Raw genomic sequence first — 18,647 nt, 5'->3', positions numbered from 1 at the left:
TAAATTATTATTATTCAGATTGACTTTCTTTTTCGGAGGGAGGACTGGGTTTTAGACGAAAATCCTTGCGCTTGGGATCCTGACTGCCGATAAAGCTGGGACGAGTTATCATTGTCCATAAGGGTGCCCTGATAAAGGCATCTTTTAAATCGGCAACACTAAGGGGAGCTATCGGGGAAAGATAGGGAGTTCCAAAGGATCTCAAGGAAGTCAGATGAATGAAGAGTCCGATGAGACCGATCATAATACCAAAACCTCCGGCAAACCCCGCCAGGCTGACAAAGACTATCCGCAATACTCCCCCGGAGTCTGTTTGAGCCGGCACAACAAAACTAGCTACTGCAGTTAAGGCTACGACAATAACCATGGGTGCTCCAATTAAGCCTGCTGTCACTGCAGACTGGCCAATGACCAGAGCTCCGACAATACTTACTGCTTGCCCCACAGGCCGAGGCAATCTAACCCCTGCTTCTCTAAGAATTTCAAATATAATGCCCATACCTACGGCCTCAGCTATTGCCGGAAAAGGAACGCCTTCCTGAGCCGAGGCCATACTAAATAGCAGTGGGGTTGGAATTAACTCTTGGTGAAAGGTTGTTAAAGCAACATAAGTAGCCGGAGCTAAAATACTAATCAGATAAGCCATATACCTGATTAAGCGGATAAAGCTGACGAAATACGGCCTGGAATAATAATCTTCAGAGGTTTGAAAGTTTTCCACTAAAAGCAATGGAACAGTAAGCACAAAGGGAGTACCATCTACAAAAATTGCAGCTCGCCCTTCCAGGATTTTGGCCGCTACAGAGTCGGGTTTTTCAGTGTTACCCACGGTAGCAAATATTGAGAAAGGAGCGTCTTCAATGAATTGCTCAATATAACCCGACTCTAGGATCGAATCGGTTTGAATATTGTTAAGTCTGCGCTTGATTTCGTCGATGAGTGAGGGGTTTACGATGCCTTTTATATAAGCAATACAAACATTTGTCCTTGTTCTTTGACCTATCTTCATTGATTCTAAGACTAGATCAGGGTTTTTTATTTTGCGCCTTAATAAGGTAGTGTTCGTCAAGAGATTTTCAACAAAACCCTCCCGGGATCCACGAACGACAGATTCAGTTTTTGGCTCGTCAACACTGCGCGACTTCCAGTCGGCTGTCATGATTAATAGGGCCTCAGGACAACCATCAACTAATAAAATACTGTTACCTGCCATGCAACTATCAACGATATCGTTGATTGTGTTTCTTTTATTCACTTCTCCCACTGAAAGCATGGTGGTTCTGATGATTTCGATAATATCAAGTTTTGAGGCAAGAGTGTTCTTCTCCAGCTGTGATTCAAACATTAAGGGCTTTAGAATGCTCTCGTTAACTATTTTTGGATCTGTCATTCCTGCAAAATATATAAGTACTGCATCGACTTGCTTTTGCATATTAATCGTAAACTCTCTAATCACAACATCATAATTATTGCCTATAGTTTCTTTGAAAAGATCCAGGTTGTTTTTAAGACTTACAGAAAGGTGACTGGTTGTGTTTTTTTCGTCTTTAGAAGCTGTAGAATTACTTTGGCTCAATTTATAGTTTTGGCCAAGCAGCTTCAAAAATTTCAGCTTGCTAAGTATATAACTAAGCATTACCCCCATCCCTTTCTATATTAGTCAGAAAGTAGTTCTTACTTTCTTAGTTGCCTAAGCCCTTTAGTTAATATTAACCATTATATTCAAACTTATTTATGGCTTTGGGATAGGGAGCTAATTATGAAAATAAAAAAAGCGTAAGATTAGGGGACAAAGTCCCTAAACCTTAACGCTTCTATATCCGGTTTCTGTAGGCCTTCTAATTGCTTTAGTAACTGTAAAGGGATTTATTAGATCCTTGTCCTTAAAGAATCACCTAAGGAAAGGGAAAGCCACTAACAAGCAGATAACCTCAGAGAGTTCAATAAAGGCTCCATAGAGATCCCCGGTTAATCCCCCTAAGAGAGCAGAAATTCTCGAAGACATTAGAGTGATTATTATGGCCGATACCCCAAAGGCAACCGGGCCGGCTAAACCAAGAAGGTAAAAGGATATAACCAATATGACTGCCCCGCCAAGCAGGAAAGTAACCCACTGGGAAGCTTCGTGAAATCCTTTGCCTAGTCCCTGAGAGCGAGCATAAGGAAAGGCAATAACTCCTATCTGAAAAACCCAGCGCGCCAGCATGGGCATAACAATCAAAATACTTAACATTGAGGGAGTCAGGCTGGCCAGTAAGCTGAACTTTAAGAGCAGCAAGCCCACCAAAGCCATAGAGGCATGAGCGCCAACTCGGCTATCCTTCATGATTTCTAAAATCCTCTCGGGGCTTCGAGCGGATAATAAGCCATCCATGCTGTCCATGAAACCATCCAAGTGGATTCCTCCGGTGAGCATTAACTCAGCACCTAACAAGATAGCCCCTATAACCAAGGGTGGAAAATATGGAATAAGGGCTTTGGCCAACAGCCAGAGGAGCAGACCAATGATCAACCCCACCAGGGGATAGAAGCGATAGCTGCGTGTAAATTCCTCTGTTGTGATGTCTTGGGGAACAGGTAAAGGGATGCGAGTGAAAAAAGTCAGAGCAATTAGAAGCCCGCGCATTTATAATCGCCCCTTGTGCAGAGAAGCAAGCAGCTTCTCGCCGGAGGTTTTCAAATCCATAGGTAAACCGGCAATAACCATATACACATGGTCAGCACTTCTGGCCAATAGCTGATTGCTTCGTCCGGCTAAATCCCTGTAGGCCCGAGCTAAGGGATTTTCGGGGACTATTCCTTGTCCTACTTCGTTGCTGACAAAGATGACCTTCGGTTTAATCTCTTGAGCCAGACCGGCAACTTCTTTAACCGCAGCCAAAACTTTCGGCTCTACATGGTTATAAAGATGGGATTGGTCTGGGGAATCGGGAGTTGAGGCTGATCCATTTGCTTCCTGACTTGAGTGTTCAGCTTGTCCGGCTAGGAGCATATTTGTAAGCCAAAGAGTGACACAATCAAGGAGGATGACTCCCTCCTCATCTTTAAGTTGAGTTAAGGTTTGCCCTATTTCCAAGGGTTCTTCGATGAGCCGCCAAGAGGAGGGACGCTGCTGTTGGTGTTTTTTAACTCGAATAGCCATTTCCCCGTCCCAGATTTGGGCTGTAGCAATGTATATAACCGGACGATTGTCCTGAGCTGCAAGAAGTTCTGCAAAAGAACTCTTGCCGCTCCGAGCACCACCTGTGATGAGTGTAAACTGAGACATAGGTTTATCGACTCCCCGTAGTTAATATTAGCTGGATTTTTCGCTAACTCCCGCATCGGCGAAGGTAGCCATTTCCTCAATGATACGAAGAGCTGCTTCTACGAAATAAAAGGTCAAGGCCGCACCTGTTCCTTCGCCAAGCCTCATATTAAGGTTAAGCACAGGATCGAGGCCCAGACCGGCCAAAGCTTTACGGTGGCCTATTTCCATTGAACCGTGAGAAGGGATCATATAAGCAATGGATTTTGGAGCAAGTTTGGCCGCAATGAGTGCCCCGGCAGTGGAGATAAAGCCATCAATGACAATGGGAACATGGCTGGCAGCAGCTTGCAGGATGGAACCGACAATTGCGGCGATTTCTAAGCCTCCGACTTTGCTAAGAACATCTAGGGCATCTGAGGTGTCCGGCTGATTGACTTCAATGGCCTTTTCAATAGCCAGGCGTTTTCTTATGATTCCAGCATCGTCAATGCCTGTCCCACGTCCGACAACTTCTTCGATCGGAGAATTAGTTAATAATGCGACAATGGCAGAACTGGGGGTAGTATTGCCAATTCCCAGTTCACCGGTGGCAAAGAGGTTGTAGCCTACACGGATCTTTTCCTCTGCCACTGAGGCACCGGCCAGGAGAGCCTGCAAAGCTTCATGACGGGACATTGCCGGACCTTTAGTCATGTTTTTTGTACCATTGGCTACGCGTTTATGAATAAGTTGTCCCTCTATAGGGAAGGCAATACCCACATCTGTTAAAAAGACCTCGGCATTTGCTTGCCGTGCTAGGACATTGATGGCCGCGCCGCCATTCATGATGTTATAGGCCATCTGAGGAGTTACTTCTTGGGGAAAGGCACTTACTCCTTCTTCAACGACACCGTGATCTCCTGCCATTGTGAGCACGGCTTTCTTGTGAATTTTCGGCTTGGAGGTCCGTTGAATCCCACCAAGTTGCTTGGCAATATGTTCTAACTGGCCCAGACTTCCTTGGGGCTTTGTAAGAGAATCTAAACGCCCTTGAATTTGATCCATTGCTTCTTGGTCAAGACCTTCGATGTCCGAAATAAGTTTTTGTAATTGAGTATAGAGTTGTTCTTCGGTGAAGCTTTCCATATAATTTCCTCCCCCTATTTTATAATGTTTTTTGAAATAGAAAAGTCCCGACCACAAATAAACTGTAGTCGGGACTTTACCGTCATCACCGCTGCTTCCCATAAAATAATGGAAAGACATAAACATCTTTAGGCAGGTCTCCTGGCTATCGATTCATTGCTTTGCTCGTCAACCTTCCCGGAAAAACCAGTGGCTAACGAAGCTCATCGAATACAGTGGTGGGTCCGCGTCGGATTTGTTATAGTAATAACTTACCGAACTTCCCTATTCTCCCTTAGGGGCACCTAAAATGTAGGATATTAATTTATTTTAGAATAGCACAACTTTTTTTGAATCTCAAGGAAAATATTAGAGAATTCCTTGACACAGATTTTTACAAGAGTGTTTCCTTCGTATATAATGGTAGGTATTAGTAAGCACGTACTTTTTTAATTTTTATAGACTGTTTTAGAGAAAATAGACTGTTATTGGCGAATAGGAGGAACCGGTGTGTTTGAAAGCGATATCTTAGTAGCTGGAGCGGATCCTGGATTTGGGGCGATTAAACTAGATACAGGTGAAACAAAGGTATTATTTCCCGCTGTCATTTGTAAAGGCAATGAACGAATTTTTTCAACACTAGGTAATACCTTAATAGGTAAGGGGTCTGATTTACAAACTCAAATAGCATCCTTGGACGTGATTGTTAAGAATAACTCCACGGGTGTAGAGAAGCATTATTTTATGGGGAGTTTAGCGGAAAGCTTAAATCCTAACGAAGCCCATTATTGTTGGGACGAGGACAAATCCTCCGATGAAGAAGCTACTGCCTTATTGGTGGTCGCTTTAGCCCTTGCTCAAAAGAGTCCCAAAGCGAATGTCTACCTGGGAACGGGTGTTCCAGTTAAATATTATGCATCCCTCAAGGACAAATACGAAGCAGAGTTAAAAGGATCTTTTTCAGTCAAGTTCCGTTCCGGGCCCTTGGAAGGAATGACCCGTCAGCTGAACATTTTGCGCTCTCGTGTACTTCCCCAAAGCTATGGTGTTTTCATTAAGGAGACTCTGAATGATTATGGGATACCGACTAGTCCTAAGTTGTTTAGCGGGTATGTGGTGGTCATTGACCCAGGATTTAGGACCACTGATATTGCTACTTTCTATGATGGAGTCATGCTCGATCCTCCCAACTCCTTTAGTATTGAAAAAGGGTTAAAGTGGGCTTATATTGGTGTCGCTGAAAAGCTTAAAGAAATGACCAGCAGTCATGCTAATCCCCTTGAAACGGATGATAAAGAGCTGGATAAAATTTTCAGGGTTAATGGTGGTCTGTATCCCTGGAATAATGGAACCATCAATCTTAATCCAATTATGAAGAGTATGCTGACCCAGTTGGGGACGGATATTACTCGCGAAGTGAAAAAGGCTCTGAAACCGATGCTCGGTAAATTGCATACTGTAATTGTTGCCGGAAAAGTAGGGGAAATGGTTTATGAATATATTCAAATGGAAAATAAAAATCTAATTGAAGATCCTCAATTTGGCAATGCTACAGGCTTTCGGATTATGGCTGCCACTTTGGTCAATAATATTACCAAGAAGTCGGACGTAACCGAATGATGTCGTTTCAACCCTTATTTATCCCTCTGTATTTTGATAAATCTGCAGAGGAGGATCTTTGGCTGGCCATTCAACAAATTGATCCGGAGAAGAGGAGCTCATTTATTAAGGAAATTTTAAAACAAGTTTTAGTTCAAAAGGAGTGGAAAGAGCCTTTTAATAATTCTCATCATACCTTATCATTAGATGTGCCTGAATTTGAGAATGTGGATTCCTTGCAGGAGCAACCCCAAATAGATGAGCAAGAGGCTGAAGCTGAACCAGAACCAGAGATAATGTTTTCTTTAGAAGAGTTATTTTTTACAACTGAGGGTTCAACTTCTGAGGATAAACCGGCTGGTTCAATTAACAGCCAAGTAAGTACTTCGATCTCAGGATACGAGTATATGATGAAGCATATCATCGGTATTGAAGAGGATGAAACCGTTCTGAGTTTCTTAAGAGAAAAAGAAACCGGGGGAAAATCAGTAAAATGAACCATAGGTAATGTATTCCCCTTATTTAGCATAAGTACAAATAACGGTAATAGATAAATATATAGATAAATAAATAGATATAATTAGGTTTTTAGATATTAAAGGAGGAGAAAAATCATAGACGGTCTGCTCTGGAGTGGCATAAAGGTCTTAATTGCTTTTTTGTTAGTCGGATTAAACGGTGTCTTCGTAGCTGCCGAATTTGCCATGGTCAAAGTTCGCAAGACCCGTTTGGCAGAACTTGCAGATAACGGCTCACGTCGAGCAAAAAGCGCACTTGATGTCACTGCACAACTGGATGCTTATCTTTCAGCCTGTCAATTGGGAATTACCCTGGCATCGTTAGGTCTTGGTTGGCTGGGTGAACCCGCAATTGCAACTCTTATTGAGCCTTTGTTTATCAATGTGGCCAGCTGGAATGTAATTTACACTCATTCCATAGCCATAGCAATATCCTTTATAATTATCTCTTTTTTACACATTGTGCTTGGAGAATTAGTGCCTAAGTCATTGGCGATTCAAAATGCAGAAAGTATTGCCCTGGCAAGTGCAGGCTTTTTGAAATTCTTTTATTGGTTATTCTATCCAATAATTTGGACCCTTAATAGCATCGCCAATATCGTGTTGCGCATTTGGGGAATTGAACCTGCCAATGAGGCTGATTTGTCCCATAGTGAAGAAGAACTTCGAATGTTAGTCGATGCTAGTCAGAAGCATGGATATTTAGATAAATTAGAAGGTAAGCTGCTGGACAATGTCTTTGAATTTTCGGATCGGATTGCCAGTGAGGTTATGATTCCTCGCCAGGATATGGTTTGCATCTTTATTCAAGATACTTTTGAAGAAATTCTTCAAATAGTTAAGGAACACGGGCATACCAGGTACCCTTTATGTGATGACGACAAAGATCATGTCCTGGGGTTAGTGCATATGCGAGATATTATTTGTTTGCGGGAAAAGACCGGTGTAAAAGATATTGCTGAGATTAAGCGGGATATCCTGGCAGTTCCGGAGGGTATGCCGATTTCTCATCTTGTCCAGAGGATGCGCAGTCAACGAACGCATATGGCTGTAGTAGTGGATGAATTTGGCGGATCAGCGGGACTGGTTACCTTGGAAGACATGTTGGAAGAGTTAGTTGGCGAAATCTATGATGAATTTGAATTAGAACAACCGCCAATCGAAAAAATCGACGAAAACGAATACGTACTCAATGGACGGGTTCTCATGGAAGAGGTCTCGGAAATGTTGGACATTCAGTTAGAGGAAGAAACTGTTTCAACCATTGGAGGATATGTATTTTCTAGAATTGGCAGGAAGCCCGTTAAGGGGGATGTCATATATTTTGACGGTTTCCTTTTCGAAGTTATGGAGGTTTTAGGCTTTAGAATCACAAAAGTCCTAGTGAAGAGAAAGCTTCCTGAGACTAAAGCGAGTGAGTTGCCGGATGTTCACGAGGCGGTTTAACCGCAAATTCAGGGTAGCTTCACAATTATCCCTAAATAAATGGGTATAATAGCTGCAATATCTTAGAAAAATAAGTATAGATAAATTTTTTGTTTTGAAATTAAAAGGAGGAAATCAATCATCGACGGTCTGCTTTGGAGTATCATAATGATTTTAATCGCATTTTTGTTAGTGGGTTTAAATGGGCTGTTTGTAGCGGCAGAATTTTCTTTAGTCAAAGTAAGAAAGACACGTTTGGCTGAACTTGCTGAGAATGGTTCCCCAAGAGCTCAAACTGCCCTGGATGTTACTTCTCAACTTGATGCTTATCTTTCAGCTTGTCAGTTGGGCATTACCCTTTCTTCTTTAGGTTTAGGCTGGATTGGCGAACCGGCAATCGCAAGGTTAATTGAACCATTGTTTGCTAAGATAGCCGGTTGGAATATGCTCTATACTCATACCATCTCAATAGCGATTGCTTTTTCAATCATTTCTTTATTGCACATTGTTTTAGGAGAACTTGTTCCTAAATCATTGGCCATCCAAAAGGCTGAAGCTACAGCACTTGCTACCGCTGGGTTTCTCAAGGCCTTTTATTGGATCTGCTATCCTGTTATTCGCTCCCTGAATGGCTTAGCTAATCTTGTGTTGCGCATCTGGAAAATCGAACCAGCCAATGAGGCTGACTTATCTCATAGTGAAGAGGAATTAAGAATGCTGGTTGATGCCAGTCAAAAACACGGCTATTTAGATAAACTCGAAGGAAAACTGCTGGATAATGTCTTTGAATTCTCAGATCGTAATGCTAGTGAAGTAATGGTTCCCCGCCAGGATATGGTATGCGTCTTCCTCCAGGACACATTCGAGGAAATTATTCAAACCATTAAAGACTATGGACACACTCGATATTTGCTGTGTGATGATGATAAAGATAATGTGGTTGGTTTAGTCCATATGAGAGATATCCTCCGACTGCAAGAGTCGGGCGAGAAAGATATTTTGCTGATTAAGCGAGATGTTCTGGCAGTACCTGAGGGTATGCCAATTTCACATCTTGTCCAGAGAATGAGGAGCCAGCACACTCATATGGCTGTGGTTGTTGATGAATTCGGAGGAAGTGCAGGGCTGGTCACGATTGAAGATATGTTGGAAGAATTAGTGGGAGAAATATATGATGAGTTTGAGTCGGAACAACCCTCTATTCAAAAACTAGCTGAAAACGAGTATCTTATTAATGGACGAGTATTAATGGAAGAAGTATCTGAAATGCTCGATATTGAGTTAGAGGAAGAAACTGTTACTACCATTGGGGGATACATCTTCTCCAGGTTAGGGCGTAAGCCCGTCAAGGGAGATAAAATTAGTTTTGAGGGTGTTGTGTTTGAAGTAATGGAGGTTATCGGATTTCGAATAACTAAAGTTAAGGCTTTCAGAAAGCCTCTTGAGACAAAAGGCTAAAATCAAATGGTGCATCGATGCACCATTTGGCCTCTGTATTACACAAATTTGATATATTAGGTCTGCCAAATGGGAGGAAGGGATGCCTCTCACCCTTGCTGGATTGCCCAAAGTCCCAGTTAGATATTAAGGCGGAAAAATCGAAAGATTCTGGTTGCCTAAGGGAAAAAAGAAGTTGGTTAGAAAGTTCTATTTAGGAAGGGCCTGTAAGTTATTGCAGGCCCTTCTATTTTATTAACATACTGCTCTTAGCTGAACTGGATTTTGTTCTCTTTTAACCAGAAATTGGTCTGGATTAGATAGGCAAAAAGCTGGGGAATATCCATTAATTGACCAAACCAAGGGCGACCGGAGGGAATTGTATCCGAGAGCTTCATTAAACTTCTTAGTTCTGAGAGATTGAGAAATGGAAGAATGGGGGAGGCGCTGTCTTCAATAATTTCTTGGAGCCAAGTGCGAACAGAGGATAGATAGTTGGGATGATGGGTTTTCGGATAAGGACTTTTACGGCGCCAGAGTACATCTTCGGGTAAGATGCCCGTCAGCGCATGTCTAAGGAGTCCTTTTTCTCTGCCTTCTATCGCTTTCATCTCCCAAGGAATATTCCAGGCGTATTCAACTAACCTATGGTCGCAGAAGGGGACACGCACCTCCAGGCCCGTAGCCATGGTCATGCGGTCTTTGCGATCGAGGAGAGTTGGCATGAAACGAGTTATGGTCAAATAGCTGATTTCTCGTATTCGGGCTTCCCGTTGTAGTTCTCCGGATAGAGTTCGACTGTCTTGATGAATCGTGCCAGAGCCCGGCAAATTTGGAATCTCTGACAGTGCCTCTTCATAACGTTTCTTTAAGTAGCTATGAGGTTGGAGACGATCAATCAGCTCAGGGGATAGTACCTGCAATCTGTTTTCTACGTGAAGAGCCCAAGGAAAGGTTTGGGCTTCCAGGGATTCTTGCCGATGAAACCAGGGATAGCCTCCGAAGATTTCGTCGGCACATTCTCCGGATAAGCCCACGGTAATTCTCTTCTTGATTTCTCGGGAAAAGAGCAGTAGGGAGGCATCAACATCGGCCATTCCGGGCAGATCTCGGGCCAGGGTAGAGTCTTTAAGGGACTCAACCAGTTCCGGTATATTAAATTTACAATTTGTGTGCTGAGTGTTAAAGGCTTGGGACATTCTTTCTATCCAAGGTCCATCGGCACCGGGCTGAAAGGCATTAGGCAGAAAATATTTGTCATTATCAGCATAGTCAACCGAGAAGGTGGGCAGTGATCCTTTTTGATTTTCTGCTTGAGCCACCGCGGCTATGGCTGTGATGGCGCTGGAATCTAAGCCTCCAGAAAGTAGGGTTCCAATAGGGACATCTGAAACTAATTGACGTTTTACTGTATCGAGAAAAAGCTCGCGAATTTTTTGAGTCGTAGTATTTAAATCGTCTTCATGGATATTATTAGGTAAGGCCCAATACCTATGAATACTTAGACCATTTGCAGAATACTTAAGTGCATGCCCGGGTTTCAATTCGGAAATGCCCTCGAAAACACCTACCCCGGGACTGCGGGCCGGACCAACGAGAAAGATCTCGGATAAGCCTTCTTGCCCTAAGGTGGGGGAAATGTCCGGGTGTTTCAATAAAGCTTTTAGTTCGGAAGCGAAAATAAGAGAGCCGGCCTTTTCAGAGTAAAAGAGGGGTTTAACCCCTAAGCGATCTCGCGTCACAAATAAGTTTTGCTCTCTGCTGTCCCAAATTCCAAAGGCGAAGATTCCATTGAGACGCTCCACGCAAGAAGGCCCCCACTCCATATAGGACAATAATACTGCCTCTGTATCGGAATGGCCTTCAAAGGAGTAACCAAGACTTGAAAGTTCCTGACGAATCTCAGGTGTGTTATAGAGCTCACCGTTATAGATAAGTGTATACGTATGTTCTCCCCGTTGACGAATCATGGGTTGAAGACCTCCTTGGGGATCCACCACGATTAGTCGTCTATGTCCAAACGCTACACGTGGAGAAAGCCAATACCCTTCTGCATCAGGACCACGAGGAATTAGGGTATTAGTCATACTGACTAGGACCTCTTTTTGTTGAGTTAGATCCTGCCTCCAATTTACCATACCAACGATACCACACATGTTATATGTCCTCCTTTTGTCTGATAACCATTATCAACTACAACCAATCTATGTCTTTGAGGGATAAAGGGTTCCAGCCTTCTATAATCATATTAAGTTTTTTAGGTTTTGTGATGAATTTGAGTTATAAAACAATAATAGCTACTATAGTATTAACAGAATCTTAAACTTCAAAAGCAAGGTCTTTTTTACTGGAAGGACATCAGTGAACTGGTTCAGCTAAAGCTGAACATCGGGGCTTCGGTAGGGGATGCTAACATCGAAGTGGAAATCCGAACAACCTCATAGAAGAAGTGGGTTTCTCGCAATTGATAAAAACACTTAGGTAAGTAGGAAAAATATACCTTGAATTGTTAACTATAAAGTGGTAGCATGAGTGCAAGTACATACTTGCACTCATGCTACCACTTTAAATGGGAGGTCTAGCTCATGGAAAATCCTGAACTAAAGAATCCTCAAGACAATACTCTTAGTCTGAACATCATTGAAGCAGCCAGACAGTTGTTTATGGAGAATGGATTCAAAGGGACTACTACAAAAATGATTGCTAAAACAGCAGGTGTCAATGAGGCCACCCTATTTAGGCATTTTAAAAGTAAAGAAGGCATCTTTCTGGAAATATCCAAGGAAATTACCTATCATAGTCACTCAAGACTTAAGAGTATTGTTCAAAGTGAACTATGTCCTGAAGAAATGTTCTTTCAATTTGGCATGGAACTATATTCACGCATTGTCGAGAGTAAAGGGGTATTAATCGTTGCGATTATAGAATCGAAAAAGAGATCCGAATTAAGCAGAAATGTAACCAATACCCTTAAAACGGTAATCGAGATACTCGAGGAAAAACTTAGAGAGTTATATAACCAAGGAATACTTAAAGAAAATGACTTTTTTATTGCCGCACTTATGTACGTTGAATCCCTTATCGGTCTTTTTGTGGTTCAAAGCAGACTCGAAGGAGAGCTGATTCCGGTGGAGATTGAGAGGTTGTGCAGAAGTGCTGCCAAGATCTTTTTAGAGGGATTAATAGACACTAAAGCTACATAAGTCTATTCAGCGATCCTTCTAAATTCTTTGCAGGAACAGTATTTGTTTAATGCCTATCTCTATTGTAGAAGAGCCTTACTATGATTAAAGAGGTGGATTTTGTGAAAAAAATGATTTATTCCTGCGTTTTAATTTTTTCTTTACTTAACTTTACCGTGGGATGTTCTAATCTTAACAACAAAGAATTTGAAACAGGAGCAAGTGTAAAAAACGTTGAAACTGAACTAACCAAATTGGTAGCGGTTGAGGATAAGCTTGAGCTTTCTGGAATGTTGCAGCCGATTGAGGAGGCAATTTTATCCTTTGAAGTACCGGGCAGAATTGTTGCCTTAGAAAAACAGGAGAGTGACAACTTAGAAGACGGCGACGTTATTGCCGGTTTAGACCCCAGTCAATATCAAATTAATACAGAAATTGCCGGTGCCTCCCTTGAACAGGCCAGAGCGAATCTTAACCAAGCCTTAAATGGGGCGAGAGATCAAGAAAAGGAAACTGCTAAAGCGGCCTTTGACAAAGCAAATGCAGTCTATCAAAAAGCATTTAATGACTTGAAGAGAGTGGAAGCCTTGTTCCAGGCAGGGGCAGTTTCCCAAAGTGATTATGAAAAGGCCCAGATGAGCCTTAGTGTATCAGAAAGCGATCTTAGAACTGCTAAAGCTGCCTATGGCATGGCCCTTGAAGGTGCCCGGGCTGAACTTAAGGAAGCAGCCCTAGCCGGGTACAAGCTGGCGGAAGAAAACACTAACCAAGCAAAGTTGGCTTTGGAAAGGACTGTCCTCAAGGCTCCCTTTAAAGGGACGGTGTTAAATAAATTGGCCTCCAATGGTCAGCTCGTAGCAGCAGGCACCCCGGTTCTTCGTTTGGGAAATATTGATTTACTCAAGTTGACACTTCCGGTCCCGGACAGCAGCATTGGAGACTGGAAAAAGGGGGATACGGTAACAGTTAGTCTATATGGACAAAAGAAGCAAGGCACTGTAACCAACATCTTCTCAGCAACTAATGTTCAGACAGGAACAATAGGGGTTGAAGTGACCGTGGACAACAAAGAGCATGATTGGGTTCCGGGTCAGGTAGCCGTTTGCAACCATGTTACCCAAACTCGTAAATCTATATTTTTGCCCGTGGAATCCCTTCGCAGCATAAACGGTAAAAATCCCTATGTCTTTATTATTAGTGATGGGAAAAGTATCAAGCAAGAAGTGTCTATTGGAGAAATGAAAGATAATAAAATTCAGATTCTCTCCCCCCTCAACGAAGGAACAGAGGTGATCATTAGTGGAGTAGACGACCTTTTTGATGGGGCTCAGGTCAAGGTAACCGGGGGTGGGGATCTGTGATTGAGTATTTGATCAAGAAACGAAAGATCACTCTGCTTTTCTTTATCATGCTGGTAGTCTATGGATTTACAACTTTTTTTCAATTGGCACAGCAAGAACAACCGGATATTGTGGTTGACACGGCAATGGTTCTTACAGTGTACCCAGGCGCTTCACCTGAGAAAGTCGAACAGACGGTTACCAAAAAGATTGAAGAGAAAATTAATGAGATACAAGGACTAAAGTCCATAACTTCACAGTCTAATCCACAATACTCGAAAATCGTTGTTCAACTTCAAGAAGGGGTGGACCCCAAAGAAAAATGGAATGAGCTGCGTAACAAAGTCAAAGATGTCGAAAGCAGTCTTCCTTCAGACTGTAAACAACCGGAAATTAACGATGATCTAAGCAAAACTTTTATTGAGACCTTTGCGGTGACTGCAGATTCTTATCAAGAAGTCTATGCGCTGAGAGATACTTTAAAAGTCTGGAAAGACCAACTTCGAACCCTCCCTAATGTGGCAGATGTAAGCATAATGGGCCTTCCGGACCAAGAAATCAGAATTGATGTAGATACTCACAAAATTAATCAATTGGAAATTCCCTGGACTCAAGTTGCCGGTGCTATAAAAAAGGAGAATGAGCGGACTCCCTTAGGAGACCTGGAGCAGGGAGACCGGCTTTATCAGCTGAAAATCAAAGATACCCATGACCCGGAAGCACTCTATAATACAGTCATCTCTATGAATAACCAAGGTATTCCCGTATACCTGAGGGATGTTGCGACCATTACTGTTGCTTGTGAAAAAGAGGAATCCTTAGTCAGTTTTAATGGTAAGCCGGCAATTTCTATCAGCGTCCAAGGGGAAATCGGTAGTGACGTACCCGGTATGCAGAAAAATGTTGATGAAATGATGAAAGAATTAGAGAAAGAACTGCCCTCAGGAACTCAGCTTAATCATGTCTATTCTCAAAATGAACGAATAGAAGATCTTTTCTCAGATCTTACTCTAGAGGTATTGCTGGCTGTTGCTGCTGTGCTCTTAGTGTGCTCTTTAGGCTTGAACTTTGTAACCTCCTGTATCATAGCAATGGCAATTCCCATCTCCCTTTCCATGGGCTTAATGCTGACTCCAAACCTGAATATTACCATGAACTTAGTATCTGTTGCTGCTTTAATCATCGTCTTGGGTATCCTAGTGGATGATGCCGTGGTGGTTAACGATAATATTGAAAGAAGACTTATCGAGCTGGGGGAACCTCCGTTACAGGCAGTTGTGAAGGGAACTAATGAGGTGTTCATCTCGATTCTTACAGCGACTGCCGCAACCATATTTGCCTTCGGCCCCATTGCCTTTCTGCAGGGCAATGTAGGCCAATTTATTAGACCCCTGCCAATTATTATTAGCCTCTCCATGATCTCTTCAATGGCCATGTCTCTGACAATTGTCCCCATATTTAGGCATTGGAGAGCTGAAAAGTTGTCCGTTTTTCCAGCCCGGTATTCAAAAAGCAACGGTTTTTTAGGAAAGCAGCTGGACAGACTGGCCTTGTGGTATTCGGAGAAACTTATGCCCCGAATCTTAAGAAAGCCCTTAAAAGTCGGTTTAATGGCAGTGCTGATCAGTACCCTGGCCTATGGCTTATTTCCCTTGCTTCCGGTACAGCTTTTTCCTAATTCCGTGCGAGGAGAAATGTTGATTGATGTAAGAATGCCAAAAGGGGAAAGTTTGGATGGTACCAATCAAAAGGTTCAGGACATTGCCTCCTGGGTTCAAAAACAGGAGGGAATCACTCTGGTAAACACTTATGCCGGAGATAGTGCACCGTCCATGTTTCGGGGAGATCTTTCAATAGGTAAAGGAAATAACCTAGGGCAAATTGTCGTCAAAATCAATACTGAACAAAAACGTACTGAAGAACTAGTTCCGGAGTGGAATGCCAAGTTTAGTGAAATGTATCCGGGAATTCGTGTCTTGGCTAAAGAAATAAAGTTCGGACCGCCAATCGGTGCTCCCATAGATATTCGCATCTACGGGGAAGATCTGTATGTTCTGCAAACACTGGAAAACGAAGTAAAAGAGAGTTTGCTAAAATATCCCGGAGCAGTCAACATCAATGGTTCCATTGGTCAAGATAAAACAGGGATAGAATTAACCATCAATAAAGCTCAGATGGATCAGAACCTGGTTAAATATGATGACCTGACAAAAACTCTAAGATTAGCCACAGAAGGAATTGAGGTCAGTGAATTTGACAACGGTAAGGACTTGATCAACATTGTAATGTACTCAGATAAGTCAAGCCCAGACCCTATGCTGGTATTTGACAGGTTATATGTTCCTAATGCCAATGGAAAACTGATTCCCTTGAAGGAAATAGCTCAAATGGAACCCTCCTTTAGCATTAATACTGTGCCCAGGAGGAATTTGAGCAGACTGGCAGAGGTAACCTCTGATTTAGATGGGGTTACGGCAACAGAGGCTATGGAGAAAATCAGACCGCTGATGGCAGGGATCAAACTTCCTGCCGGGTATACCCTGGAGTTTGGCGGGGAAACCTCGGAGCAGACAGACATATTTACAGATATGGGCAGGCTGATGATTGTAGCGATTTTCTTAATTTTAATTGTCATCGCCATGCAGTTTTACTCTCTGAGTCTGCCAATTCTAGTAATGAGTACTGTTTATCTGGCCTTCGCCGGAAGTATGATAGGACTTCTGATTACCAGGACACCTTTCGGCTTCGGTTCCGTTATGGGTTTAATATGTCTGGTAGGGATTGTGGTCAGGAATGGAATAGTGTTAATCGAATTCATCGAGAATGAACGACATGCCGGGGTTGCTCTAGAACAGGCTGTTATTAATGCAGGAAAAGCGCGTTTAAAGCCCGTTTTATTAACGGCAGGAACAGCTATAGCCGGCTTATTATCTCTGGCAACGGGTAAAGAGCTTATGTTCAGAGCTTTAGCAATCACGATTATTGCGGGACTTTTCTATTCCACAGTTATGACCTTAGTGGTTGTCCCGTCATTCTATACGGTGCTGACTAAATGGAAGGAAAAACGCAGGCTGAGTCGGCAGACTAATAACTTTAATGTTTAATAGTTACTGGTTACTGGTCTGGTTCGGCTTCGTGTAAAGAACTTTCAAGGGGCCGACATATTAATGTTCTATCAAAGACTTACAAAGAGTCAGAGGGTATTTCTCATATAAAGGAGTGAAGCAGCTATGTATATCATTGATCGGTTTGAAGGAGAGTGGGCCGTTATCGAAACGGAAAACCGCGTAATGTTCAATTTCCCTCGCAGTGGCTTGCCCCTTGATCTAAAAGAAGGTGATGTAATTAACATCCAGATTCACATAAATCCAGAGGCTACACTACGACGTCACCAGAAAGCCGAAAGCCTTCTAAATAACTTCTTCGATGAATAAGAAAGGGAGTCTGCATCCAGTGTTAAACCGCATAAAAGGATTTTATTTGCCAATTATCTTGTTCTTAAGCATACTTCTTTCAGGCTGCGGCGCAGTGGCAAATACTCCTGTAGATACTGCTGCCAGCGCTGGCGCTGGAAGGCTGCAGGTTCACTTCCTTGACGTCGGTCAGGCGGATAGTGCCCTAATAATTTCCCCCAGCGGGCAGTCAATTCTCATTGATGGCGGAAACAATGAAGATGGAGAAAAAATAGTCAACTATTTAAAATCTAAGGGCATCAATGAGTTATCCGCTATTGTTGCTACTCATCCCCATGAAGACCATATCGGCGGATTAGATGTGGTGATGCAAAGCATACCGACTAAAAAGGTTTACCTGCCCAATGCTGCCTCAAATTCCAGAACCTTTGAGGACTTCATTGCTGCTGTTAAAAGCAGTGGAGCTAAAAAGATCGAAGCCAAAGCGGGAGTCAACCTCGAAGTTCCTGATTTGAAAGGGATATTTCTGGCGCCTAATAGCAGCAGTTATGAAGAACTGAATAATTACAGTGCAGTCCTCAAACTTACTTATGGCCAAGTATCATTTCTTTTCGAAGGAGACGCGGAAGATATTTCTGAAGCGGAAATGATAAAAAGTGGGCAAGACTTAAAAGCAACTGTCCTTAAAATAGGTCATCACGGCAGTAAAAGTTCGACAACCGATGAATTCTTAAAGGCTGTGTCCCCAGAAAAAGCTATTGTTTCTGTTGGTTCAGATAATGAGTATGGTCACCCGGCATCTAGCGTCATCAATAAATTGGTCAAGGCGGGAGTGGCAGTCTATAGGACGGATGAATCAGGGACGATTGTAGTTACGACTGATGGGACGTCAATAGAAATTGATAAGAATGCCTCGGTTCCATCTAACGGATCAGCTTCTACTAAATCCTCTGCTGCCGATCTCACAGCGAAAAGTACTGTAGAACTATCAAACATTGATTTAAGCGGTGAGGTAGTGAGCATACTAAATACTAGTAGTTCGCCGGTTAATCTAACGGGTTGGAAATTAGTGAGTGAGGTTGGCAATCAAACCTATACATTTCAGGCAGGTACAACCTTGGCTGGGGGTGGAACCCTAAAAGTTGTCAGCGGAGAAAAAGCCCGATCTGGATCAGGTATCCTTGTCTGGACCCAATCAAATATCTGGAACAATGATGGTGATCCGGGAGCCTTATTTAATGCCGAGGGGCAGCTTGTATCTAAAAGATAAAGCTTGAGTTTTGAGCTTTGATACAATAGTTTAGAACTTCAGACAAATACCTTCGATTATGGTACAATATAGTAATAATTTCGGAACGAATTCATAATTCTGGAAAACT

At 42.7% G+C, this 18,647-nt stretch carries 14 protein-coding genes and 1 riboswitch; of the genes, 9 read left to right on the top strand and 5 right to left on the bottom strand.

Features of this window, described 5'->3' with window-relative positions:
* Positions 1–10: 10 nt before the first annotated feature.
* The 4 genes from BLS16_RS16515 to cobT all read right to left on the bottom strand — a co-directional run bounded on the left by BLS16_RS16515 (position 11) and on the right by cobT (position 4,375).
* A complete protein-coding gene (locus tag BLS16_RS16515; RefSeq protein WP_092334773.1) occupies positions 11–1,636 on the bottom strand; it encodes a spore germination protein in 1,626 nt (541 codons plus the stop codon).
* Between the two features lie 255 nt (positions 1,637–1,891).
* Complete coding sequence (cobS, locus tag BLS16_RS16510; RefSeq protein WP_092334772.1) at positions 1,892–2,626, bottom strand: adenosylcobinamide-GDP ribazoletransferase; 735 nt, start codon at positions 2,624–2,626, stop codon at positions 1,892–1,894.
* Positions 2,627–3,268 carry a bifunctional adenosylcobinamide kinase/adenosylcobinamide-phosphate guanylyltransferase gene (gene cobU / locus BLS16_RS16505; RefSeq protein WP_092334771.1) on the bottom strand — a complete coding sequence of 214 codons (642 nt, stop codon included), beginning with the start codon at positions 3,266–3,268 and terminating at the stop codon, positions 2,627–2,629.
* 27 nt (positions 3,269–3,295) lie between these two features.
* Positions 3,296–4,375 (bottom strand): nicotinate-nucleotide--dimethylbenzimidazole phosphoribosyltransferase, encoded by a 1,080-nt coding sequence (gene cobT / locus BLS16_RS16500; RefSeq protein ID WP_242876336.1) that lies wholly within the window; start codon positions 4,373–4,375, stop codon positions 3,296–3,298.
* A 114-nt stretch (positions 4,376–4,489) separates the two neighbouring features.
* A riboswitch (cobalamin riboswitch) is annotated at positions 4,490–4,677 on the bottom strand.
* 187 nt (positions 4,678–4,864) lie between these two features.
* Here cobT and BLS16_RS16495 point away from each other — a divergent pair.
* The 4 genes from BLS16_RS16495 (at position 4,865) to BLS16_RS16480 (ending at position 9,354) form a co-directional block, all read left to right on the top strand.
* Positions 4,865–5,974: a ParM/StbA family protein gene (locus tag BLS16_RS16495; RefSeq protein ID WP_092334769.1), complete on the top strand. Its 1,110-nt coding sequence runs from the start codon at positions 4,865–4,867 to the stop codon at positions 5,972–5,974.
* Entirely contained in the window at positions 5,971–6,450 is a 480-nt protein-coding gene (locus tag BLS16_RS16490; RefSeq protein ID WP_092334768.1) for a hypothetical protein, read from the top strand. The genes BLS16_RS16495 and BLS16_RS16490 overlap by 4 nt, the downstream gene beginning before the upstream one ends.
* Positions 6,451–6,612: 162 nt before the next feature.
* Complete coding sequence (locus tag BLS16_RS16485; protein WP_092334767.1) at positions 6,613–7,917, top strand: hemolysin family protein; 1,305 nt, start codon at positions 6,613–6,615, stop codon at positions 7,915–7,917.
* A 147-nt stretch (positions 7,918–8,064) separates the two neighbouring features.
* Complete coding sequence (locus BLS16_RS16480) at positions 8,065–9,354, top strand: hemolysin family protein (RefSeq protein ID WP_092334766.1); 1,290 nt, start codon at positions 8,065–8,067, stop codon at positions 9,352–9,354.
* Positions 9,355–9,602: 248 nt separating this feature from the next.
* On the opposite strand, the gene asnB is transcribed toward BLS16_RS16480, so the two are convergent.
* Complete coding sequence (gene asnB / locus BLS16_RS16475) at positions 9,603–11,489, bottom strand: asparagine synthase (glutamine-hydrolyzing) (RefSeq protein ID WP_092334765.1); 1,887 nt, start codon at positions 11,487–11,489, stop codon at positions 9,603–9,605.
* Between the two features lie 429 nt (positions 11,490–11,918).
* Between asnB and BLS16_RS16470 the strand changes: the two genes are divergently transcribed.
* The 5 genes from BLS16_RS16470 (at position 11,919) to BLS16_RS16450 (ending at position 18,538) form a co-directional block, all read left to right on the top strand.
* Complete coding sequence (locus tag BLS16_RS16470) at positions 11,919–12,536, top strand: TetR/AcrR family transcriptional regulator (RefSeq protein ID WP_092334764.1); 618 nt, start codon at positions 11,919–11,921, stop codon at positions 12,534–12,536.
* A 110-nt stretch (positions 12,537–12,646) separates the two neighbouring features.
* Positions 12,647–13,876 carry an efflux RND transporter periplasmic adaptor subunit gene (locus BLS16_RS16465; RefSeq protein WP_242876340.1) on the top strand — a complete coding sequence of 410 codons (1,230 nt, stop codon included), beginning with the start codon at positions 12,647–12,649 and terminating at the stop codon, positions 13,874–13,876.
* Positions 13,873–16,959 (top strand): efflux RND transporter permease subunit, encoded by a 3,087-nt coding sequence (locus tag BLS16_RS16460; protein WP_092334763.1) that lies wholly within the window; start codon positions 13,873–13,875, stop codon positions 16,957–16,959. The genes BLS16_RS16465 and BLS16_RS16460 overlap by 4 nt, the downstream gene beginning before the upstream one ends.
* 126 nt (positions 16,960–17,085) lie before the next feature.
* The gene (locus BLS16_RS16455) at positions 17,086–17,289 is read left to right on the top strand and encodes a DUF3006 domain-containing protein (protein ID WP_092334762.1); all 204 of its coding nucleotides are present in this window, start codon (positions 17,086–17,088) and stop codon (positions 17,287–17,289) included.
* Between the two features lie 19 nt (positions 17,290–17,308).
* Entirely contained in the window at positions 17,309–18,538 is a 1,230-nt protein-coding gene (locus BLS16_RS16450) for an MBL fold metallo-hydrolase (protein WP_242876335.1), read from the top strand.
* The last annotated feature ends 109 nt before the right edge of the window (positions 18,539–18,647 follow it).

This window comes from Desulfosporosinus hippei DSM 8344, assembly GCF_900100785.1.
In the GTDB taxonomy this organism is placed as follows: domain Bacteria; phylum Bacillota; class Desulfitobacteriia; order Desulfitobacteriales; family Desulfitobacteriaceae; genus Desulfosporosinus; species Desulfosporosinus hippei.
This window is presented reverse-complemented; position numbering and strand designations above follow the sequence as displayed.

What these genes read in the sequence shown, in the direction of transcription:
- BLS16_RS16490 (WP_092334768.1), top strand. Translation starts at nt 5,971, where the DNA reads ATGATGTCGTTTCAACCCTTATTTATCCCTCTGTATTTTGATAAATCT.
- BLS16_RS16515 (WP_092334773.1), bottom strand. Translation starts at nt 1,636, where the DNA reads ATGCTTAGTTATATACTTAGCAAGCTGAAATTTTTGAAGCTGCTTGGC.
- BLS16_RS16465 (WP_242876340.1), top strand. Translation starts at nt 12,647, where the DNA reads ATGATTTATTCCTGCGTTTTAATTTTTTCTTTACTTAACTTTACCGTG.
- asnB (WP_092334765.1), bottom strand. Translation starts at nt 11,489, where the DNA reads ATGTGTGGTATCGTTGGTATGGTAAATTGGAGGCAGGATCTAACTCAA.
- cobT (WP_242876336.1), bottom strand. Translation starts at nt 4,375, where the DNA reads ATGGAAAGCTTCACCGAAGAACAACTCTATACTCAATTACAAAAACTT.
- cobU (WP_092334771.1), bottom strand. Translation starts at nt 3,268, where the DNA reads ATGTCTCAGTTTACACTCATCACAGGTGGTGCTCGGAGCGGCAAGAGT.
- BLS16_RS16480 (WP_092334766.1), top strand. Translation starts at nt 8,065, where the DNA reads ATGATTTTAATCGCATTTTTGTTAGTGGGTTTAAATGGGCTGTTTGTA.
- BLS16_RS16455 (WP_092334762.1), top strand. Translation starts at nt 17,086, where the DNA reads ATGTATATCATTGATCGGTTTGAAGGAGAGTGGGCCGTTATCGAAACG.
- cobS (WP_092334772.1), bottom strand. Translation starts at nt 2,626, where the DNA reads ATGCGCGGGCTTCTAATTGCTCTGACTTTTTTCACTCGCATCCCTTTA.
- BLS16_RS16470 (WP_092334764.1), top strand. Translation starts at nt 11,919, where the DNA reads ATGGAAAATCCTGAACTAAAGAATCCTCAAGACAATACTCTTAGTCTG.